The sequence below is a fragment of the Williamsia sp. R60 genome (assembly GCF_054063855.1).
This window is the reverse complement of the sequence record NZ_JBSSGR010000004.1, coordinates 128,085-147,018: the sequence shown is the minus strand read 5'-3', so window position 1 is coordinate 147,018 and position 18,934 is coordinate 128,085. Positions and strand designations below refer to the sequence as shown.

Here is an 18,934-nt window from a genome sequence, read left to right as displayed (position 1 = left end):
GAGATCAGACCACGTGCCCACCGCAGACGATGGCGGCGGGCGCACGCAGCGCGGCGAGATCTCTGAGCGGATCCGCTTCTAGCACAAGGACATCTGCACGATCACCATCGGCGAGTGCGCCTGCATCGAGCCAGGTGCGTGCCGCCGAGCACGCGGCGTCGACGGCCTGCGCCGGGCTCAGACCCACGGTCGACAGAGCCACGATCTCGTCGACGATGCGGCCGTGTTCGACGAACCCGCCCGCATCGGTGCCGGCGTACACGGCGACCCCGGCCTCGATGGCCTTGGCGAAGGTCACCGGCGCGTCGGCATACAGCTTTCGCATGTGCTTCTGATAGGCGGGGAAACGATCCGCCCCGTCGGCGATCGACGGGAAGTTCTCCACCTGGATCATGGTCGGCACCAGAGCGATATTGCGTTCGGCCATGCGTGCGATGAGGTCGTCGTCGAGTCCTGTGCCGTGTTCGATGCAGTCGATTCCGGCATCGATCAGACCGTGCAACGCCTGTGCGCCGAAGACGTGGGCGGTGACCTTCGCGCCGAGGTCATGAGCAACCGAGACGGCTTCGAGAAGCACGTCATCGGGCCACAGCGGCGCGAGGTCGCCGAGGTCCCGGTCGATCCAGTCGCCGACGAGTTTGACCCACCCATCGCCCGCGCGGGCCTGACGAGCGACCTCCGCCGGCAGATCTGTCACGTCGTCGAGGTCGACGCCGTAGTCGCGCAGATACCGTTTCGGTCGCGCGATGTGTTTCCCGGCGCGGATGAATCGGGGGCAGGTCGGGTCGTCATCGAGTGGGTGGGTGTCGAGCGGCGAGCCGACCTCCCGGATCAGCGTTGCTCCCGCCCGCAGATCCTGGTGAGCAAATGACCGGGCCTGTTCGATGGTGACACCGAGACCAGGCGCGATCCCCACGTGGTTGTGCGCGTCCACCAGTCCGGGCATGATCCAGCCACCATCGGTGATCGTGGTTGCCCCGGCGACCGGAGACCTCGTGATCAACCCGCCATCGACCCAGAACTCGACGGGGTCACCGGAGCCGACGCTACGTCCACGAAAATGCAACTGCGGCAACGACATCGCGCCCGCTACCGCTACTTCTTCTTCGGCCGCTGGAACTGGCTGACGTCGATCCCCTCGAGTCCGGGCGGCAACTGATCAAGACCGGCGGGCATGTTCGACAGGTCCGGGAACCCGGCCGGCATACCCGGCATGCCACCCATCCCGGGCATACCGCCGCGCACCTTGGGAGGTGTCGGGCCCCGTCCGCCCTTCTTGCCTTTCTTGCCCTTCTTCCGGTTGACCTTCCGGTTCCCGCCGGGCATCCCGCCCATCCGGCCCGCCATCTGCGACATCATCTTTCGTGCATCGAAGAAACGGTCGACCAGTTGGTTCACGTCACTGACGGTGACACCCGAACCGTTTGCGATCCGGGCACGCCGGGACCCGTTGATGATCTTGGGGTTCTCGCGCTCGGCGGGCGTCATGCCCCGGATGATGGCCTGCACCTTGTCGAGCTGTTTGTCATCGACCTGCGACAGCACATCTTTCATCTGACCGGCACCGGGCAGCATGCCCAGCAGGTTGCCGATCGGCCCCATCTTCCGGATCATCAGCATCTGCTCGAGGAAGTCCTCGAGGGTGAGCTCGCCCTGAGTGATCTTGGTGGCCGCGGCCTCGGCCTGCTGCGCGTCCCAGTGCTCTTCGGCCTGTTCGATGAGACTGAGCACGTCGCCCATACCCAGGATCCGGCTCGACATGCGGTCGGGATGGAAGACGTCGAAGTCTTCGAGTTTCTCGCCGGACGAGGCGAACATGATGGGACGACCGGTCATCTCTCGGACCGACAGCGCGGCACCGCCGCGCGCATCACCGTCGAGTTTGGTCAACACCACGCCGGTGAAGTCGACACCTTCGGCAAACGCCTCTGCGGTCGCCACCGCGTCCTGACCGATCATCGCGTCGAGGACGAAGAGCACCTCGTCGGGCTGTACGGCGTCCCGGATTCCCTTGGCCTGACGCATCAACTCTTCGTCGATGCCGAGCCGGCCTGCGGTGTCGACGATCACGATGTCGTGAAGCTTGGTCTTGGCCTCGGCGACACCCGCGCGGGCCACCTCGACCGGCTCGGTCAACGAGTCGCCCGAAGAGACGCCCAGCTCGCCGGTGCCGCCGACACTGGTGCCGGGGTGTGGCGCGAACACCGGTACCCCGGCCCGCTCACCGACGACCTGCAGCTGGGTCACGGCGCCGGGACGCTGGAGGTCACACGCCACGAGCATGGGCGTGTGCCCTTGCTTCTTGAGCCAGGACGCCAGTTTGCCCGCGAGCGTCGTCTTACCGGCACCTTGCAGACCTGCGAGCATGATCACCGTCGGCGGCGTCTTGGCGAACCTGATCCGGCGGGTCTCGCCGCCGAGGATGGTCACGAGTTCCTCGTTGACGATCTTGACGACCTGCTGGGCCGGGTTCAGGGCACCAGAGACCTCGGCGCCCTTCGCCCGTTCCTTGATGCGGCTGATGAATCCGCGGACCACCGGGAGGGAGACGTCTGCTTCGAGCAGGGCGAGACGGATCTCGCGACAAGTACGGTCGATGTCCGCGTCGGACAGCTTGCCCTTGCCGCGCAGATCGGTCAGTACATCGGCCAACCGGCCGGAGAGGGAGTCGAACATCCCCCTAGCCTATCGGCACCCCGGATTTACCGGAGTCCTCCTCTGGTTCGCGTGGCGGCGCCGGCGGCGGTACCACCGCCAGGATCGCCGCCTCGAGTCGATCCCGAGTGGAGGATCCGTCGCCCGGCAGACGGATGCAGAACGAATCGACCACCGAACCGCCGAGGGTGGCGACCTTGGCCCAGGTGATGTTCGCACCGTGGTGTTCGAGCACGGCACTCACCCGCGCCAGCAGACCGAGCCGGTCACTGGCCCTCAGTTCCAGGATCAGGCTGTTGTCGTCGTATCCGTCGAACCAGAGCACCTTCGGAGGGGCCTGGGCGAAGAGCGCGGGCACGGCCGGAACGGACGCGTCCTCGGACCCGCCCACCTGCTCGGGCGGGGTCGGCACGGGTGTCTCACGCTCACGCACATCGAGCCGGGCGATCACGTCGATGCCACCGTCGACCGCCTGGATGAGTTGCTGTCGGAGCAGACCGACCTCGGGAGGCTCACCGAACAGCGGTGACACCAGGAAGGTGTTGACGGCACTGCCCGCATGGGTCTGTACCGAGGCACTGAGCAGACGCAGACCCCGCAACGCCAGCACGCCGGACATCCGCGACAGCAATCCCGGCTGCTCCGGTGCGATCATCGTGACCGAGAACGTGTGCGGATTGTCGGTGGACACGAGTTCGACACTGACACCGCCGGCCTCGGCGAGCTCGGTCAACTCGGCGGTGAGCGGTTCGGGAACCGGCAGCTCACCTCGGTCGAGCAGGCGCAGGCATCGGCGCACGAGTTCCCCGATGAGTGAGGACTTCCAGTCACCCCAGACGCCGGGTCCGGTGGCCAGCGAATCGGCCTCGGCGAGGGCGGCGAGCAATTCCAGCAGCACCTTCGACCCGCCGAGGGTGTCGACCACCCCCTGCACCGTCGCCGGGTCATCAAGATCTCGACGGGTGGCCACCTCCGGTAGCAGTAGGTGGTACCGGACCATCTTCGACAGGATCATGACGTCGTCGGGCCACAAGCCGATACGGTTTCCCACCTGGTTCGCCAACTCGGCGCCGACAACGCTGTGGTCGGCGCCGCGTCCCTTGCCGAGGTCGTGGATGAGCGCGCCGAGGACAAGAAGGTCAGGCCGCGACACCCGCGTCGTCATGGAACCCGCGTTGGCGGCGGTCTCGACGAGATGCCGATCCACGGTCCAGGTGTGGATGGGGTCGCGAGGCGGGAGATCTCGCACTGCTCCCCATTCGGGGATCAGCCTGCCCCACAGGCCGGTTCGGTCGAGCGCTTCGATGGGAGCGATCATGTGCGGCCCTGTGCCGAGCAGGACGAGCAGGTCCGAGAGGGCATCGGCGGGCCACGGTTCACGCAGCTCGGGCGCGAAATCGGCAAGCCGGGCGAGCGTGGACGCAGCCATCGGCAGCCCGGTCCGGGCGGATGCTGCGGCAACCCGCAAGATCAGGCCCGGGTCCTTGCTGGGCAGGGCACTGCGCGCGAGGACCACCTCGCCGTTGTGCTCGACCACCCCCTCGTCCAGCGGACGACGGATCGGAGATCGGCGGAGTTTCGAAAGCCCTTTGCGCGGAAGCGAGTTGGACGATGTCCGTAAACCGACGTCCACGGCGTAACTGATGGTGCGCGCGCTGTCGCTGATGGTTCGGGCGAGATCGAACCGGTCCCCGATGCGCAGTGCGGCGCCGATCTCGTCGGCATCTTGGGCCCGGAGCTGTTCACGGGGTCGCCCGGTGATCCGGTGGAGTTCGGTGCGCACGTCGAGCAACCGGGTGTACGCCTGTCGCAGCCCTCCGCCGGGTGAGTCCGGGCGCAACGTCGCCATACCGTCGGTGAGCTGGGCGATCGCCAGCGCGTCGAGCATGTGCACATCACGTAGACCGCCGCGACCGTACTTGAGGTCGGGCTCGGCGCGGTGCGCGATGTCGCCACTGCGCCGCCACCGTTCTCGCGCCTGGTCGACCAGCGCAGGAAATCGCGAGCGGATGTCGGTGCGCCACTGCTGCCGCACTCCGCCGATCAGCAGCTTCGACAGCTCCTCGTCGCCGGCGATGTGCCGGGCCTCCAGCAGGCCCAGCGCCGCGGTCATGTCACTCGCAGCCACCTGGAGTGCCTGCGGGACGGTGCGCACACTGTGGTCGAGCTTGATGTGGGCGTCCCAGAGCGGATACCAGATCTGATCCGCGGTCTCGGCGACCAGCGCCGGATCCATCTCGTCGTGGAGCAGGATCAGATCCAGATCCGAGTGCGGAAGTAGCTCTTGTCTGCCCAGGCCCCCGACCGCGACGATGGCGAAGCCGCTACCCGGTTTGATCCCGATCTCGGCCGCCTTCGTGGCGAGCCAGAAGTCGTGCAGGTCCACCAGGACCCGGCGTAAAGCCGGGGCGTCGACGCGCTTGTGCCCGTCCACCCGGCTGAGCAGTTGCTTGCGGGCCGTGACCAGATCGGTCGCCGCAGCAGGTGTCAGATGAGACGGCTGCGGTCCTGCACCCGAGGGATCCTCGGAGGCAGGACCGCGACCGCCACGTACGAATGGCACTGTGTCTTACAGCGCGTCGCCGCCGCGTTCTCCGGTACGAACCCGGACAACCGCTTCCACCGGCGACACCCACACCTTGCCGTCACCGATCTTGCCGGTTCGGGCCGCTTCCACGATCACGTCGACCACCTTGTCCACGGCGGCGTCGTCGACGACGACCTCCACGCGGACCTTGGGGACGAAGTCCACCGAGTACTCCGCACCGCGGTACACCTCGGTGTGGCCTTTCTGACGTCCATAACCCTGGACTTCGCTGACCGTCATTCCTACGACACCGGCTTGTTCCAGTCCCGCCTTGACGTCTTCAAGCGTGAATGGCTTCACGATTGCGGTAATGAGCTTCACTTAGATCATCCCTCCTTGGCCGTTGCGGCCACTGGAACGCTGTGACCAAATTGCGTGCTGGACCCGCCCAGTGATGCAAAATCGTACGCGGATTCAGCATGTTCGGATTCGTCGGCACCCTCGGACTCGGCTTCGGGGTCGAGTTTGAGACCGATGGTGAACTTCAAGATGAGCGCGATGATCGCGGTGACAACCGCCGAGTAGGCAAGCACTGCGAGCCCACCGACGACCTGGCGCCAGAGCTGGTCGACGCCGCCGCCGAAGAACAGACCGTCCACACCGGAGTAGGTGTCGGCGACTGCGACGAACCCGATCAGGATGGTGCCGACAAGGCCACCGACGAGGTGGACACCGACGACGTCGAGCGAGTCGTCGTAGCCGAGCTTGTACTTGAGACCGACGGCCAGCGCACAGAGGATGCCGGCGACCGCGCCGATGATCAAGGCGCCCCAGGTGTTCACGGCGCTACAGGCCGGGGTGATGGCAACGAGGCCGGCAACGATGCCCGACGCCGCGCCGAGTGTGGTGGCGTGACCGTCACGGATCCGCTCCACGAGCAACCAGCAGAGCATTGCCGCTGCCGTGGCGATCGTCGTGGTCAAGAAGGTGCTCGCCGCAGTTCCGTTGGCGGACACCGCTGAACCCGCGTTGAATCCGTACCAGCCGAACCAGAGCAGGCCGGCGCCGAGCATCACGAACGGCAGGTTGTGCGGGCGCATCGGGGTACCGGGCCAGCCTTGACGCCTGCCGAGGATGACCGCGAGAACCAGGCCGGCGATACCGGCGTTGATGTGGACCGCGGTGCCACCGGCGAAGTCGATCACCTTGAGCTTGTTGGCGATCCAGCCACCGGTCTCACCGGTGTAGCCGTCGAACGCGAACACCCAGTGAGCCACCGGGAAGTAGACGAAGGTCGACCACAGCGCGGTGAAGGCGGCCCAAGCACTGAACTTCATGCGGTCAGCGACCGCGCCGGAGACCAAGGCCACGGTGAGGATGGCGAACATCAGCTGGAAGGCGACAAACAGTGCGAGCGGGATCGTGCCGAACATCGGGATGGTGACGGCATCGGCGGCTTCGGTGCCAGTGGCCGGGTCGGCCAGAACTTCGGCGGACGCATTGCCACTGATGACGCCGTCGAGTCCGAAGTACTGCGTCGGGTCACCGATGAAGTTGCCCTTGTCCTCTCCGAATGCGACCGAGAAGCCGTACAACGACCAGAGCACCGTGACGATGCCCATCGAGATCACGCTCATCATGAGCATGTTGAGAACGCTCTTCGCACGGACCATGCCACCGTAGAAGAACGCCAAACCAGGCGTCATCAGCAATACGAGCGCGGAGCTCGCCAACATCCATGCCGTATCACCTGTATCCGGCAAATCCATAACGGGATAATCCGCCACCTTCAGTCCTCCTCGAGCTGTTCCCGCCGCGGCATTCTTGCCGCACCGTTGACCTGTCGAGAAGGTTGCTTGCTCCATGTTTCCGTGGTGGCGATAGCACGTTGCCGCTGTGTTAACGGAGCTGGGAGCCGTGTTTCGTCCAGATGTCGTCGCAGGTGGCTCTCCGAACGATGCGACCGAAATCTACGCAAATCGGAGAAGTCGGCAACCTTGTGTCGACGTCTACGAAGCGGGAACCGTTCGGCGATCAGCCCAGCAGGGCGTCCACGAACGCTTCTGGCTCGAACGGCGCGAGATCATCTGCGCCCTCCCCGAGTCCGACGAGCTTGACCGGCACACCCAGTTCACGCTGTACGTGGAAGACGATGCCACCCTTGGCGGTGCCGTCCAGCTTCGTGAGGACCACGCCGGTGATGGACACGACGTCGGCGAACACCTTTGCCTGGGCCAGACCGTTCTGACCTGTGGTGGCGTCGAGGACCAGCAGGACCTCGTCGACCGCGGCCTTCTTCTCCACGACCCGTTTGACCTTGCCGAGCTCATCCATCAAGCCGGTCTTGGTGTGCAGTCGGCCGGCAGTGTCGATCATGACCACGTCGACGCCTTCGGCAACGCCCTTGGCGACGGCATCAAACGCCACCGCAGCTGGATCCGCTCCCTCTTTACCTCTGACGACCTCGGCGCCGACTCGCTCGGCCCAGGTCTGCAGCTGGTCGGCTGCGGCGGCGCGGAACGTATCCGCCGCCCCCAGCAGCACTCGGCGGCCATCCGCGACGAGGACACGCGCAAGTTTGCCGGTTGTGGTGGTCTTACCGGTGCCGTTGACGCCGACGACCAGCAGCACCGACGGGGTGCCCGCGTGGGGAAGCGCACGGATGGACCGGTCGAGGTCGGGCTCGATCTGTCCGATCAGCACTCGGCGGAGCAACGCACGGACCTCGGCCGCGTTGTTGACGGGGTTGGCGGCCAGCGCAGTTCTGAGCTGCTCGACGACGGCCATGGTCACCGACGTCCCGATGTCCGCGAGAAGCAGCGTGTCCTCGATCTCCTCCCAGGAGTCCTCGTCGAGATCACCTGCACCGAGCAGGCCCAGCATGCTCTTGCCGAACGCGTTCTGTGACCGTGAGAGCCGGCCCCGCAGATGACCCAGCCGACCGGCGGTGGGGGCGATGTCATCGAGCACCCGGCCCGGTGGAGCGGGTTCGACGGTCGTGTCCGGGATCGGCTCCGCGGGCGCGAGCGGCTCGCGCAGAGGCGTTTCGACTACCGAATCCTCGACGATGGCCGGCTCCACGACCTCCGGTTCGACGATCGCCGGGTCGACGATGTCGGGCTCGATGACGGTCGGTTCCGCGGCCCCAACCTCTGTCGCGGGCTGTTCATCGACGGCCGGCGACTGTGGTTCGTCGACCTTCGGCTCGGGAAGAGGGACGTTGGTGTAACCCCGCTTGGGCGCGTCACGGGGAATCGCTGCATCGTCGCCGACACCGGGCTGACCGTCGGTGTCGGTTCGCTCGATGGTCGGCGTGTCACCGGCCTTCGGCGGTTCGGCCAGCGCGGTCGCTCCGCCCTGCGTGAAGGAGAAACCTCCCCCGGCCTTGTACCCACCGGACTTGTCGACCTGCCGCGACCCGTCCGACGGGGTGCGATCGGCACTGTCGCGCAGCGAGATTCGCCGTCGCCGAGACAGCACCAAACCGGTCGCCACCAGGGCGAGCAGCAGCACGACTACGACAACGACGATCGCGATAACGGCGGTGGTGTTCACGCGCTCAGTCTGCCAGGCCACCGCGCCGAGTGGTTCGACCAGCACCCCCCAATGCGGGCCACGTTGTCTCACATCCCCTCTGCCACAGAACCCGGCTCCGCTCCGCTTGGACTCTGCCCAAGAGTCGAGCTCCGCTCCGCTTCGTCTCTGGGCGAAATTGCGACGGCCACGACACGGTCACCGCGTACCGTGATTGTCAGACACTTCCTCCATACTCATTGCGCCCTGACCCTTCCCAGGAGACGAACATGAGCATCACGGTCGACCAATCCGCCCTCACCTCCCACTTTCTCGACGTCAGAGGCCTCACCGATGCGTTGACTGATCCGTTGTCCCCGGAAGACCAGGTACCGCAGTCGATGACCGACGCGAGCCCGGCGAAATGGCATCGGGCGCACGTCACCTGGTTCTTCGAAGAGTTCATCCTGCGAACCGACCCGGACTACACGGTGTACGACGAGACGTTCCGATATCTGTTCAACAGCTACTACGAGGCCGTCGGGGCGCGGCACCCTCGCCCGCACCGAGGTCTGGTGACCCGCCCCGGTGTGGAGGAAGTGACCAGATACCGGGAGTACGTCGACGCCGCGGTGGTGTCGGCGATGAGGGATGGCCGACTCGATGAGGAAGCCCTCCGCCTGGTGGAACTCGGCTGCAACCACGAACAGCAGCATCAAGAACTCCTGCTGATGGACATCAAGCATCTGTTCTCGACCCATCCGTTTGCGCCGCAATACGTCGAGCGGGCACCCGACGGGCAGCCTGCTGAAGCAACTGCCCTGCAGTGGCATTCGGTGTCCGGGGGTCTCACCGACATCGGCGCCTCGGGATCCGGCTTCTCCTACGACAACGAAGGTCCACGACACACCGTGTTCCTCCAGGACTTCCAGATCGCCAACCGGCTTGTCACCAACGCCGAATGGCGCGAGTTCATGGCCGACGACGGTTACCGGCGTTCGGAGCTGTGGCTGTCGGACGGATGGGCCAACGTCCAGACCACCGGACAGAACGCGCCCGGCTATTGGAGTCTCGACGACGGCACGTGGACCACGTTCACATTGTCGGGGCGTAGGCCGGTGGTCGATGCCGAACCGGTTCTGCACGTCTCCTTCTACGAGGCAGACGCGTTCGCGCGGTGGGCCGGAGCACGCCTACCCACCGAGTTCGAGTGGGAGGCAGCCGCGTTGACGCTCGCTCCCCCGCAGGGCACGCTGTTGGACCCCAGTCGGTGTCATCCGCGCGCCGCAGGCGCCACGATGATCGGCGACGTATGGGAATGGACAGCAAGCGCGTATCTCCCCTACCCCGGTTTCGTTCCGGCGAACGGGGCCGTAGGCGAATACAACGGGAAGTTCATGAGCGACCAGCACGTGCTGCGCGGAGCAAGCGCTGTGACACCCGTGGGCCATCAGCGAGCCACCTACCGTAACTTCTTCCCCGCCGCGTCTCGGTGGGCCTTCAGCGGACTGCGGTTGGCGAGATGACAGTGTCCGAGTCACGCGAGGCCATCAATCCGCGGCTTGTCGAAGATGCCGTAGCCGGCCTGTGGCAGCAGCCACCAGTGCTGCCGGCGCGCTGGTTGTACGACAAACGGGGCAGCGAGCTGTTCGACGAGATCACTCGCCTACCCGAGTACTACCCGACGCGCCGAGAAACCGAGATCCTCGATCGGCATCGATCGGAGGTCGTCTCGACAACCGGCGCCCGCACGATGATCGAACTGGGATCGGGAACGTCCGAGAAGACGCGGCTACTCCTGCAGTCATTCGCCGGTGCGCATGACGCCGCGTCTCCCGACGACGGTTTCACCTACGTACCCCTTGATGTCAGCGTCGAGATGCTCACGTCGTCGGCACAGCAGATCGCCGCCGAGTTCCCCTCCATCTCGGTGCAGCCACTGCACGGCGACTTCAACGACCCCGACCTGACACTGTCCACGTACCCCGGGCCGCGAATGGCCATCTTCCTCGGCGGGACCATCGGCAATCTGGACGAGACCCAACGGGCGAGCTTCTTCGGTCGGATCGCGCGGTCCCTGAAATCCGGCGACTACTTCCTCCTGGGCGCCGACCTCATCAAGGACACCGGTCGGCTCATCGCCGCCTACAACGACCGGGCCGGGGTGACCGCCGACTTCAATCGCAATGTCATCGAGGTGTTGCGCACCGGGTTGGACGCCCAGGGGCTGTACGTGGACGACTTCGAGCACATCGCCCGATGGAATCCCCCCGAACATCGCATCGAGATGTGGTTGCGTGCCCGTCGGAAGGTCGTCGCCCATTTCGGCGCCATCGAACGAACGTGGGAGTTACCGGCAGGGGCCGAGATCCTCACCGAGATCAGCACCAAGTTCGACCTCGATGTGCTGCACCAGGAAATGGCGCGCCAAGGGCTCGAGCACACTCACACCTGGACCGACCATGCGGGCGACTTCTCGGTGGTGCTGGCCAGGGTCGGGTGAACCCGGCCCAACCGGACATCAGCCGGCCGGGGCACCCACATCTTGCCCACGCATGCGTTGCGAGATCACCGTGGTAATGCCGTCTCCCTGCATGCTCACGCCATAGAGGGCATCGGCGACTTCCATCGTGGGCTTCTGGTGCGTGATCACGATGAGCTGCGACTTCTCGCGTAGTTGCTCGAACAACGTGATCAGCCGGCGCAGATTCGTGTCGTCCAATGCGGCTTCGACTTCGTCCATCACGTAGAAGGGCGACGGTCGGGCGCGGAAGATCGCCACCAGCATCGCCACCGCCGTCAGTGACTTCTCCCCACCTGACAGCAAAGACAGACGCTTCACCTTCTTGCCCGGTGGACGTGCCTCCACCTCGATTCCGGTGGTCAGCATGTTGGACGGATCGGTCAGCACGAGTCGCCCGTCGCCGCCGGGGAACAGGGTTTTGAAGACTTCGACGAACTCCCGCTCGACATCGGCGTAGGCCTCGCTGAACACCTGCAAGATGCGGTTGTCGACGTCCTGCACCACATCGAGCAAGTCCTGGCGGGCCTTCTTGACGTCCTCGAGTTGGGTCGAGAGGAAGTTGTAGCGCTCTTCGAGCGCAGCGAACTCTTCGAGTGCCAGCGGGTTGACCTTGCCCAGTGTGTTCAGGTCCCGCTGCGCTTTCTTGGCACGGGCCTGCTGGGTGGCGCGGTCGTACGGGAGGGGGGCCGGGGCCACGACGATCTCTCCGCGTTCCTTGGCCTGTTCGTACTCGGCGATCTCGAGATCGGTCGGCGGCAGGGCGACATCGGGACCGTACTCGGCGACCAGGTCGTCGGGACTGATGGCGAAGTCGGACATGATCTGCTCTTCGAGCTGTTCGATTCGCATCGACACCTGGGCCTTGGCCACCTCGTCGCGATGCACCGCGTCCCGCAGTGCGGCCAGCTGGGTCCCGACCTCTGCCGCAGCCTTTTTGGCGACATCAAGAGCCTGCGTTCGCGACGCTCGCTCGGCTTCCAGCCGGTCGCGATGGGACTGAGCTTGCGCCACGGCGATGTCGAGCCGCGCGGCGATCAGTTTTCCCTGTTCGAGAACCACCTCGGCCACGTCGGCGGCATGGCGCCGGGCACGGTTCTGGCGTTCGGCCCTCGCCCGCGCCTCCCGTTCGGCGCGGGCGGCGCGGCGCAGCGAATCCGCTTTGCCTCGCACCGACGACAGTCGCTCCTCGGCACTGCGCAGTGCCAGTCGAGCTTCCATCTCCACCGAGCGGGCCGCCGCGACCGCAGCCGCAGTGGTGTCGCGGTCGCTGTCAGGAAGGTCGTCCCCCTCGTCGCCGACAGCACTGTCGTCGCGCGCGAGCCTCAGCCTCTCCTCCGACTCGGCGAGTTTGGCCATGGCCTCGGCTCGGCCCTGTTCTGCCTTGGCACGCTGACCGACGAGGCGGGTCGTCTCTTCCTGGGCTGCCCGCGCGGTCTGACCGAGCCGGGCGAGTTGCTCGTAGACCGCACCGAGCTGGGCATCGGATTCATGCAGAGCTGCCAACGCCTGTTCAGCCGTTTCACGACGGTCGGTCTGCTGCGTCAGGGCGCCGGCCAGTGCCGCCACCAGTTCCTCGCTGCGCCGCTGGGCGCCTTGGAGTTCGGCGGCGGCAGAATCGATCGCCGACTGCACCTCGATGGTCGACGGTCGATCGCCGGTGCCGCCACTGCGCCAGCCGGCGCCGATGAGGTCGCCGTCGGCGGTGACCACCCGGAGTGAACCGAGATGTGGCACAGCGGGTTTGGCGGCATCGAGCACGAGTTCAGCGGTGTCGATGGTGTCGGCGATGACGGTGTATCCGAGGAGCAGTTCCAGTGCGCCGCGCAGTTCGGCGGGTGCCGAGACCACATCGAGCGCCCAAGTGGCACCTGGCGGCAGCGATCCGGTCCCCCGGCCTGCCGGCTCCAGCCCGCCGATGAGCACCGCGGCTCGGCCACCTTCGTTCTCTCGCAACGCTGACAACGCGGTGCGGGCGGCCGGCAGATCGGCGGTCGCTACCGCGTCGGCGGCCGGACCCATCGCCGCGGCAACCGCAGCTTCGTAGCCGTCGGCGACTTTGAGGAGCGACGACATGGGGCCCAGTAGCGACCCGCCTCGGTTCTCCAGCAGCCAGGCTCCGCCGTCCTTGCGTTCGAGTCCCACAGCGAGGGCATCGATGCGCGCCTTGAGCGAGGTGACCTGCTGTTCTGCTGCCCGCTCTGCGGCCTGTAGTTCTGCCACCCGCTCGTTGGCCTGGTTCAGCGCGGCGACGCTGCGCTCATGATGTTCGTCGAGCCCGAGTTCGGATGCGTCGAGTTCGGCGATGGTGGCCTGGGTGGCCTCGAACTCCTGTTGTGCCGCTTCAGCTCTGGCGGCCGCGTTGTCGATGGCAGCACCGAGGCGTGTGGTCTCGGCATCGATCGACTCGACCTTCGTGCGCAGATTGTCGACCTGGCCCTCCAGTCGGGCCAGCCCTTCGCGTCGGTCGGCGACTGCCCGTACCGCGGCGAGGTGGGCCTGCGTCGCAGCGGCCGCGGCCTGCTCCCGGTCGGTGAGAGTCTCTTTGGCCTCGTCGAGCACCAGCGCCGCGTCGTCGACCGCGTCGGCCAGTGCCGTCTCTTCTTCCGCTGCGACAGCTGCCTGGCGCTCGAGTTCATCGGGGTCGCGACCGGAGTCGGCCTGCACGGGTTCACTGAGGTACCGGCTGCGCTCGTCGGCGATCCGGCACGTGGCGCCGACGCGTTCGGTCAACGCCGACAAGGCAAACCACGCCTGACCGGCCTCGTTCGCCGCGGGCACGATCTGAGCCAGGTGTTCCTCGTTCTCACTCACCTGAGCGTTCAGTTCATCGAGTTGGTGCGCGTACTCGTCCTGCTGACGGCGCAGTTCGGCTTCGCTGGTGCTCTGCTCGGCGAGTTCGGAGCGACGGGTCACGAGATCGTCTGCCGCAAGCCGCAATTGGGCGTCACGCAGGTCTGCCTGGACTGTCTGGGCACGGCGGGCGACCTCGGCCTGGCGACCGAGCGGCTTGAGTTGGCGGCGCAATTCCGCGGTCAGGTCACCGAGCCGTGCCAGGTTGGCCTGCATCGAGTCGAGCTTGCGGACGGCCTTTTCCTTGCGTTTGCGGTGTTTGAGAACGCCGGCAGCTTCTTCGATGAACGCCCGGCGTTCCTCCGGTCGCGACTCCAGGATCGCGGCGAGGCGTCCCTGTCCCACGATCACGTGCATCTCGCGACCGATGCCGGAGTCGCTGAGGAGCTCCTGCACGTCCATCAGACGGCACGAACTGCCATTGATCTCGTACTCACCGGCCCCGTCGCGGAACATCCGGCGGGTCACCGACACCTCGGAGTAGTCGATGGGCAGTGCACCATCGGAGTTGTCGATGGTGAGGGTCACCTCGGCCCGCCCGAGTGGGGCGCGACCGGAGGTGCCGGCGAAGATGACGTCCTCCATCTTGCCGCCGCGCAGCGCCTTCGCTCCCTGCTCCCCCATCACCCACGTGAGCGCGTCGACGACGTTCGACTTGCCCGAACCGTTGGGGCCGACCACGCAGGTGATCCCCGGTTCGAAACGCAGAGTGGTTGCCGACGCAAAGGACTTGAAGCCCTTCAGGGTCAGGCTCTTGAGGTGCACAGCGCTTCAGCGTACCCAGTACCCGGCGACAACTGGACCAGGCCCGACCGCGAGCCGGTTCACCGTTCGACGAATCCGGACAACCCACCGCGCGGCGCGCTCCGATCCACCACGACGGTGTCGACGCGACCAGGACTCTGACCTGCCTCGATGAGGTCGATCAACTGCCCACAGGCGGCCTCCGGGCCTTCGGCGACGATCAGCACCCGGCCGTCGGAGTGATTGGTCGCCGAACCCACCAACCCCAGTTCGAGAGCCCGGGCCCGGGTCCACCAACGAAATCCGACACCCTGGACGTGCCCGTGGACCCACGCGGTGAGCCTGATGGTGTCGACGGTGTCGCCGGCGTCGCCGGGCGAATCGGAACCCATCGGCTACTCCGTATCGATGCGCAGATCGACCTCGGTGCCGGCCTTGAGGGTGCGCCCCACGGTGCACACCGCATCGACCGCGCGTTGCACCACAACAAGAAGTCGCTCCGCGGCCTCGGGTTCAAGTTCGGACAGGTCCACTTCGAGAACCTCCTCGAGGCGGGGATATACCTCGTTGTCACGATCGGCGTCCCCGGAAACGCGAACGGTCGCGTCGTAGTCGTCGCCGAGGCGACGGGACAGCGGCTTATCCGAGCTCATCCCCGTGCACGCGGCCAGAGCTATCTTGAGCAATTCGCCGGGGGTGAAGACGCCATCGACATCGGCGGAGCCGATCAGGACCTCGGCCCCGCGACTGCTGCGCCCTGTGTAGCGGCGCGCTCCGGTGCGCTCCACCCACAACTCGGTGGTCTGCTGGTCCGTGGTGACTGGTTCGGTGACGGTCATGTACGAATTAAACACGGAGCGCCCGCGTGCAATTCCGCCCACCGATCAGGCCCGGTCAGCGGACGAAGCGGTAACCCATCCCCGCTTCGGTGAGCAGGTGGCGAGGACGGGTGGGATCAGGCTCGAGTTTTCTTCTCAGCCCCGCCAGATACACCCGCAGGTAGTGCGTCTGGCCTCGGTACGCCGGGCCCCACACCTCGTTGAGGATCTCGGGCTGTCCGACGAGTTTTCCCTCGTTGCGCACCAGCATTTCCAGGATCCCCCATTCGGTCGGGGTCAGGTGTACGGCCTGCCCTGCGCGGGTCACCTGCTTGGTACGCAGGTCCACCGTGAACGATGCCGCTTCCACCACAGGGTGCTCGGCTTCTCGCACCGGCGACGTGCCTCGGCGCACCGCGGCCCGAAGCCTGGCCAGGAACTCCTCCATCCCAAAGGGTTTGGTCACGTAATCGTCGGCGCCGGCGTCCAATGCCTGCACCTTCTCGGAGGAATCGCTACGCGCCGACAGCACGATGACCGGGACATCGGTCCATCCGCGTAGGCCGGCGAGCACCTCGAAACCGTCGATGTCCGGTAGGCCCAGATCGAGGATCACCACCTGCGGATTGGTCTGTGCCGCAGCGGTCAACGCACCCGTACCGCTTGCGGCTGTGGTCACGTCGAACCCTCGCGCCTTGAGATTGATGCGCAGTGCGCGCAATATCTGCGGCTCGTCGTCGACCACGAGCACCCGGATCTTGTCACTCATGACCGCACCTGCCCGGGCGGTCCGGTCTGCAGACCGATCACCATCGTGAGACCCCCACCAGGGGTGTCGACGGCCTCTATCGTCCCGTCCATGGCCTGGACGAATCCCTGTGCAACCGAGAGCCCCAGTCCGACTCCACCCCCGGGGTTCCGGTCGCCGAGGCGCCCGAACGCGGTGAACATCTTCTCCCTGTCGTTCGCAGCCACGCCCGGCCCGTGGTCGACCACAGAGATCTCGCACCGCGCCGGATCATCTCCCGTCAGCGCAGCCTCGATGGACACGGGAGCTGTGGGCCCACTGTGGCGTAAGGCGTTGTCCACCACGTTCACGAGTACCCGTTCGAGCAGTCCCGGATCTGCGTGGGCCGAGAGTTCGTTGTCGCTGAACGTGATCCGCTCGGCACCCACCCGATCCGACCGCGCGATACCGGCGATCGCACGTTCGACGGCCTCGGTCACGTACACCGTCCGCATGTCGGGGCTGACCACACCTGCCGCCAGTCGCGAGGAATCGAGGAGGTTGTCGACCACGTCGGTGAGCTGGTCGGTCGACTCCTCGATGGTGGCCAACAGCTCCGCTGTGTCGTCCGCGCTGAACGCCACGTCGGTGCTCCGGAGACTCGACACCGACGCCTTCACCGCGGCGAGCGGTGTGCGCAGGTCGTGGCTGACCGCCGACAGGAGCGCACGCCGGAGCTGGTCGGTGGCCGAGAGAGCCTTGGCTGCAGCCGCTTCGGTGGCCAGCGCACGTTGCCTGACCACACCCGCCGCCTGGATGGCAACCGCAGCGAGTACTCGTCGGTCCCCACCGCCGAGGGTGGGGCCTCGTAGGAGCAAGGCGAACTCTCCCCCGGGCACAGCGCAGACGGTATCGGCTTCGTCGGGGTGCGCCGGCGGGTCGGCTCCCACGGCGGCCTCCACCACACCTGGCCCGCGGCCATCTGTTCGGACCACACTGACGGCCCGCTGGTCGTAGGTCTCGCGGACGCGTTCGAGGAGTCCGTCTGGCTCTTCACCGCTGAGCACCGCACCGGCGAAGGTGGCGAGCAACTCCGCCTCGCGGCCGGCGCGGCGGGCTTGGACACGCCGGACGGTGGACGAATCGACAAGAGCGGCAACGGCAACCGCGATCACCAACATGACGACGATGGTGATGAGGTTGTCCGTCTCGTTGATCGTGAAGCTGTATCGGGGTGTCGTGAACAGGAAGTTCAGCAGCAAGCCGCAGACGATGGCCGACAGCGCTGCCGGGCCGATGCCCCCCAGCATCGAGACCGCGAGCACCACCACGAAGAACAGCGCCGAATCACTCGCCAGTCCCAACCACCGGTCGAGCAGCGCGAGCACCCCGGCGGCCATCGCCGGAACCACCACGGCGGCGACCCAGCTCAGCGGGTGGTGGAGGCGGGACTGGCGGATGTCGAGCCGGTTGCGAGTGCCTGCCACCTCATGGGTCACCATGTGCACGTCGATCTTGCCCGACTCGCGAACGACAGTGTTGCCGACGCCCTCATCGAGTAAGCGCTGCCACCGGGATCTGCGAGAGGTACCCAAGACCAGCTGGGTTGCGTTGACACCGCGGGCGAACTCGAGCAGCGTCTCCGGTACATCGTCTCCGACAACGGTGTGCACCTGCGCGCCGAATCCCTTGGCCAGGTCGGTCAGCCCGGACAGGTCAACCGACGCCGGATCGGCGAGGCCGTCGCCGCGCACCACGTGCACGACGAGCAGTTCGGCACTGGACCGCGACGCGATCCGACTGGCCCGGCGAAGTAGGGTCGCCGATTCGGGGCCGCCCGTGATCGCCACCACGACCCGCTCGCGGGCCTCCCAGGTGTCGGTGATCGCGTGCGCCGACCGGTAGGCGGCCAGCGAGTCGTCGACCTGGTCGGCCAGCCACAGCAACGCGAGTTCACGCAGAGCCGTCAGGTTCCCCTGGCGGAAGTAGCTGGCCAGCGCACCGCCGGCACGATCGCTGGGGTACACCTTGCCGGCCGAAAGTCGTTGTCGCAGAGCCTGTGGCGAAATGTCCACCAGTTCGATCTGGTCGGCGCCGCGAACCACGTCGTCGGGTACGGTCTCACGCTGGACGACGCCCGTGATCTGTGCGACCACGTCGTTCAGACTCTCCAGATGCTGGATGTTGATGGTGGAGAGCACGTCGATCCCCGCATCCCGCAGAGCCTCGATGTCCTGCCATCGTTTGCGGTTCACCGACCCCGGCGCGTTGGTGTGGGCGAGCTCGTCGACGAGCACCACCTGGGGCCTGCGATGGAGGACCGCGGACAGATCCATCTCGGACAACGTGGTCTGGCGGTATTCGTACTCCGTGCGCGCGATCACCTCGAGACCGTCGACCATCGCTTCCGTTGCGGTCCGGCCGTGCGATTCGACAACTGCCACAACCACATCGACGCCCTCGTCCGCGAGCGTGTGCGCCTGCGCCAGCATCTCGTACGTCTTGCCCACGCCGGGGGCGCATCCCAGGAACACCTCCAGGGTTCCTCTGCGAGTGGTGGACGCCATCATTCGACC

The 18,934-nt window shown here is 66.3% G+C and carries 13 protein-coding genes; 2 read left to right on the top strand and 11 right to left on the bottom strand.

All coding sequences use genetic code 11. The features are described 5' to 3' along the window. Positions 1-4: 4 nt before the first annotated feature. From ACVWY6_RS19585 to ftsY, 6 genes are all read right to left on the bottom strand, one after another. Positions 5-1,081 carry an amidohydrolase family protein gene (locus tag ACVWY6_RS19585; protein WP_457540381.1) on the bottom strand — a complete coding sequence of 359 codons (1,077 nt, stop codon included), beginning with the start codon at positions 1,079-1,081 and terminating at the stop codon, positions 5-7. A gap of 14 nt (positions 1,082-1,095) precedes the next feature. Then, on the bottom strand, positions 1,096-2,676 hold the full coding sequence (ffh, locus tag ACVWY6_RS19580) for a signal recognition particle protein (RefSeq protein WP_030163662.1): 1,581 nt from the start codon (positions 2,674-2,676) through the stop codon (positions 1,096-1,098). A gap of 4 nt (positions 2,677-2,680) precedes the next feature. Then, positions 2,681-5,218, bottom strand: a complete 2,538-nt coding sequence (locus ACVWY6_RS19575) for a [protein-PII] uridylyltransferase (protein WP_023960326.1) — start codon at positions 5,216-5,218, stop codon at positions 2,681-2,683. A gap of 6 nt (positions 5,219-5,224) precedes the next feature. Then, positions 5,225-5,563, bottom strand: coding sequence for a P-II family nitrogen regulator (locus tag ACVWY6_RS19570; protein WP_023960328.1), 339 nt, complete (start codon positions 5,561-5,563; stop codon positions 5,225-5,227). A gap of 5 nt (positions 5,564-5,568) precedes the next feature. Continuing rightward, positions 5,569-6,951, bottom strand: a complete 1,383-nt coding sequence (locus ACVWY6_RS19565) for an ammonium transporter (RefSeq protein WP_457540377.1) — start codon at positions 6,949-6,951, stop codon at positions 5,569-5,571. Positions 6,952-7,216: 265 nt separating this feature from the next. Then, complete coding sequence (gene ftsY, locus ACVWY6_RS19560) at positions 7,217-8,737, bottom strand: signal recognition particle-docking protein FtsY (protein ID WP_031332801.1); 1,521 nt, start codon at positions 8,735-8,737, stop codon at positions 7,217-7,219. 248 nt (positions 8,738-8,985) lie between these two features. On the opposite strand from ftsY, the gene egtB reads away from it, so the two are divergent. Further along, positions 8,986-10,221 (top strand): ergothioneine biosynthesis protein EgtB, encoded by a 1,236-nt coding sequence (gene egtB / locus ACVWY6_RS19555; protein WP_457540375.1) that lies wholly within the window; start codon positions 8,986-8,988, stop codon positions 10,219-10,221. Then, a complete protein-coding gene (egtD, locus tag ACVWY6_RS19550; RefSeq protein WP_457540373.1) occupies positions 10,218-11,198 on the top strand; it encodes an L-histidine N(alpha)-methyltransferase in 981 nt (326 codons plus the stop codon). Before egtB ends, egtD begins: the two co-directional genes overlap by 4 nt. Before the next feature lie 18 nt (positions 11,199-11,216). Here the strand turns inward: egtD and smc are convergent, their stop codons facing one another. Genes smc through ACVWY6_RS19525 form a run of 5 tightly spaced genes read right to left on the bottom strand, consistent with a single transcriptional unit; the run spans position 11,217 to position 18,928 of the window. Continuing rightward, a complete protein-coding gene (gene smc, locus ACVWY6_RS19545; RefSeq protein WP_457540371.1) occupies positions 11,217-14,834 on the bottom strand; it encodes a chromosome segregation protein SMC in 3,618 nt (1,205 codons plus the stop codon). Positions 14,835-14,893: 59 nt separating this feature from the next. Next, the gene (locus ACVWY6_RS19540; protein WP_457540369.1) at positions 14,894-15,205 is read right to left on the bottom strand and encodes an acylphosphatase; all 312 of its coding nucleotides are present in this window, start codon (positions 15,203-15,205) and stop codon (positions 14,894-14,896) included. A 3-nt stretch (positions 15,206-15,208) separates the two neighbouring features. Beyond that, the gene (locus ACVWY6_RS19535) at positions 15,209-15,652 is read right to left on the bottom strand and encodes an OsmC family protein (RefSeq protein ID WP_457540367.1); all 444 of its coding nucleotides are present in this window, start codon (positions 15,650-15,652) and stop codon (positions 15,209-15,211) included. A 55-nt stretch (positions 15,653-15,707) separates the two neighbouring features. After that, complete coding sequence (locus tag ACVWY6_RS19530; protein ID WP_116915535.1) at positions 15,708-16,400, bottom strand: response regulator; 693 nt, start codon at positions 16,398-16,400, stop codon at positions 15,708-15,710. Further along, positions 16,397-18,928 (bottom strand): DUF4118 domain-containing protein, encoded by a 2,532-nt coding sequence (locus ACVWY6_RS19525; RefSeq protein WP_457540364.1) that lies wholly within the window; start codon positions 18,926-18,928, stop codon positions 16,397-16,399. The genes ACVWY6_RS19530 and ACVWY6_RS19525 overlap by 4 nt, the downstream gene beginning before the upstream one ends. Positions 18,929-18,934 lie beyond the last annotated feature (6 nt).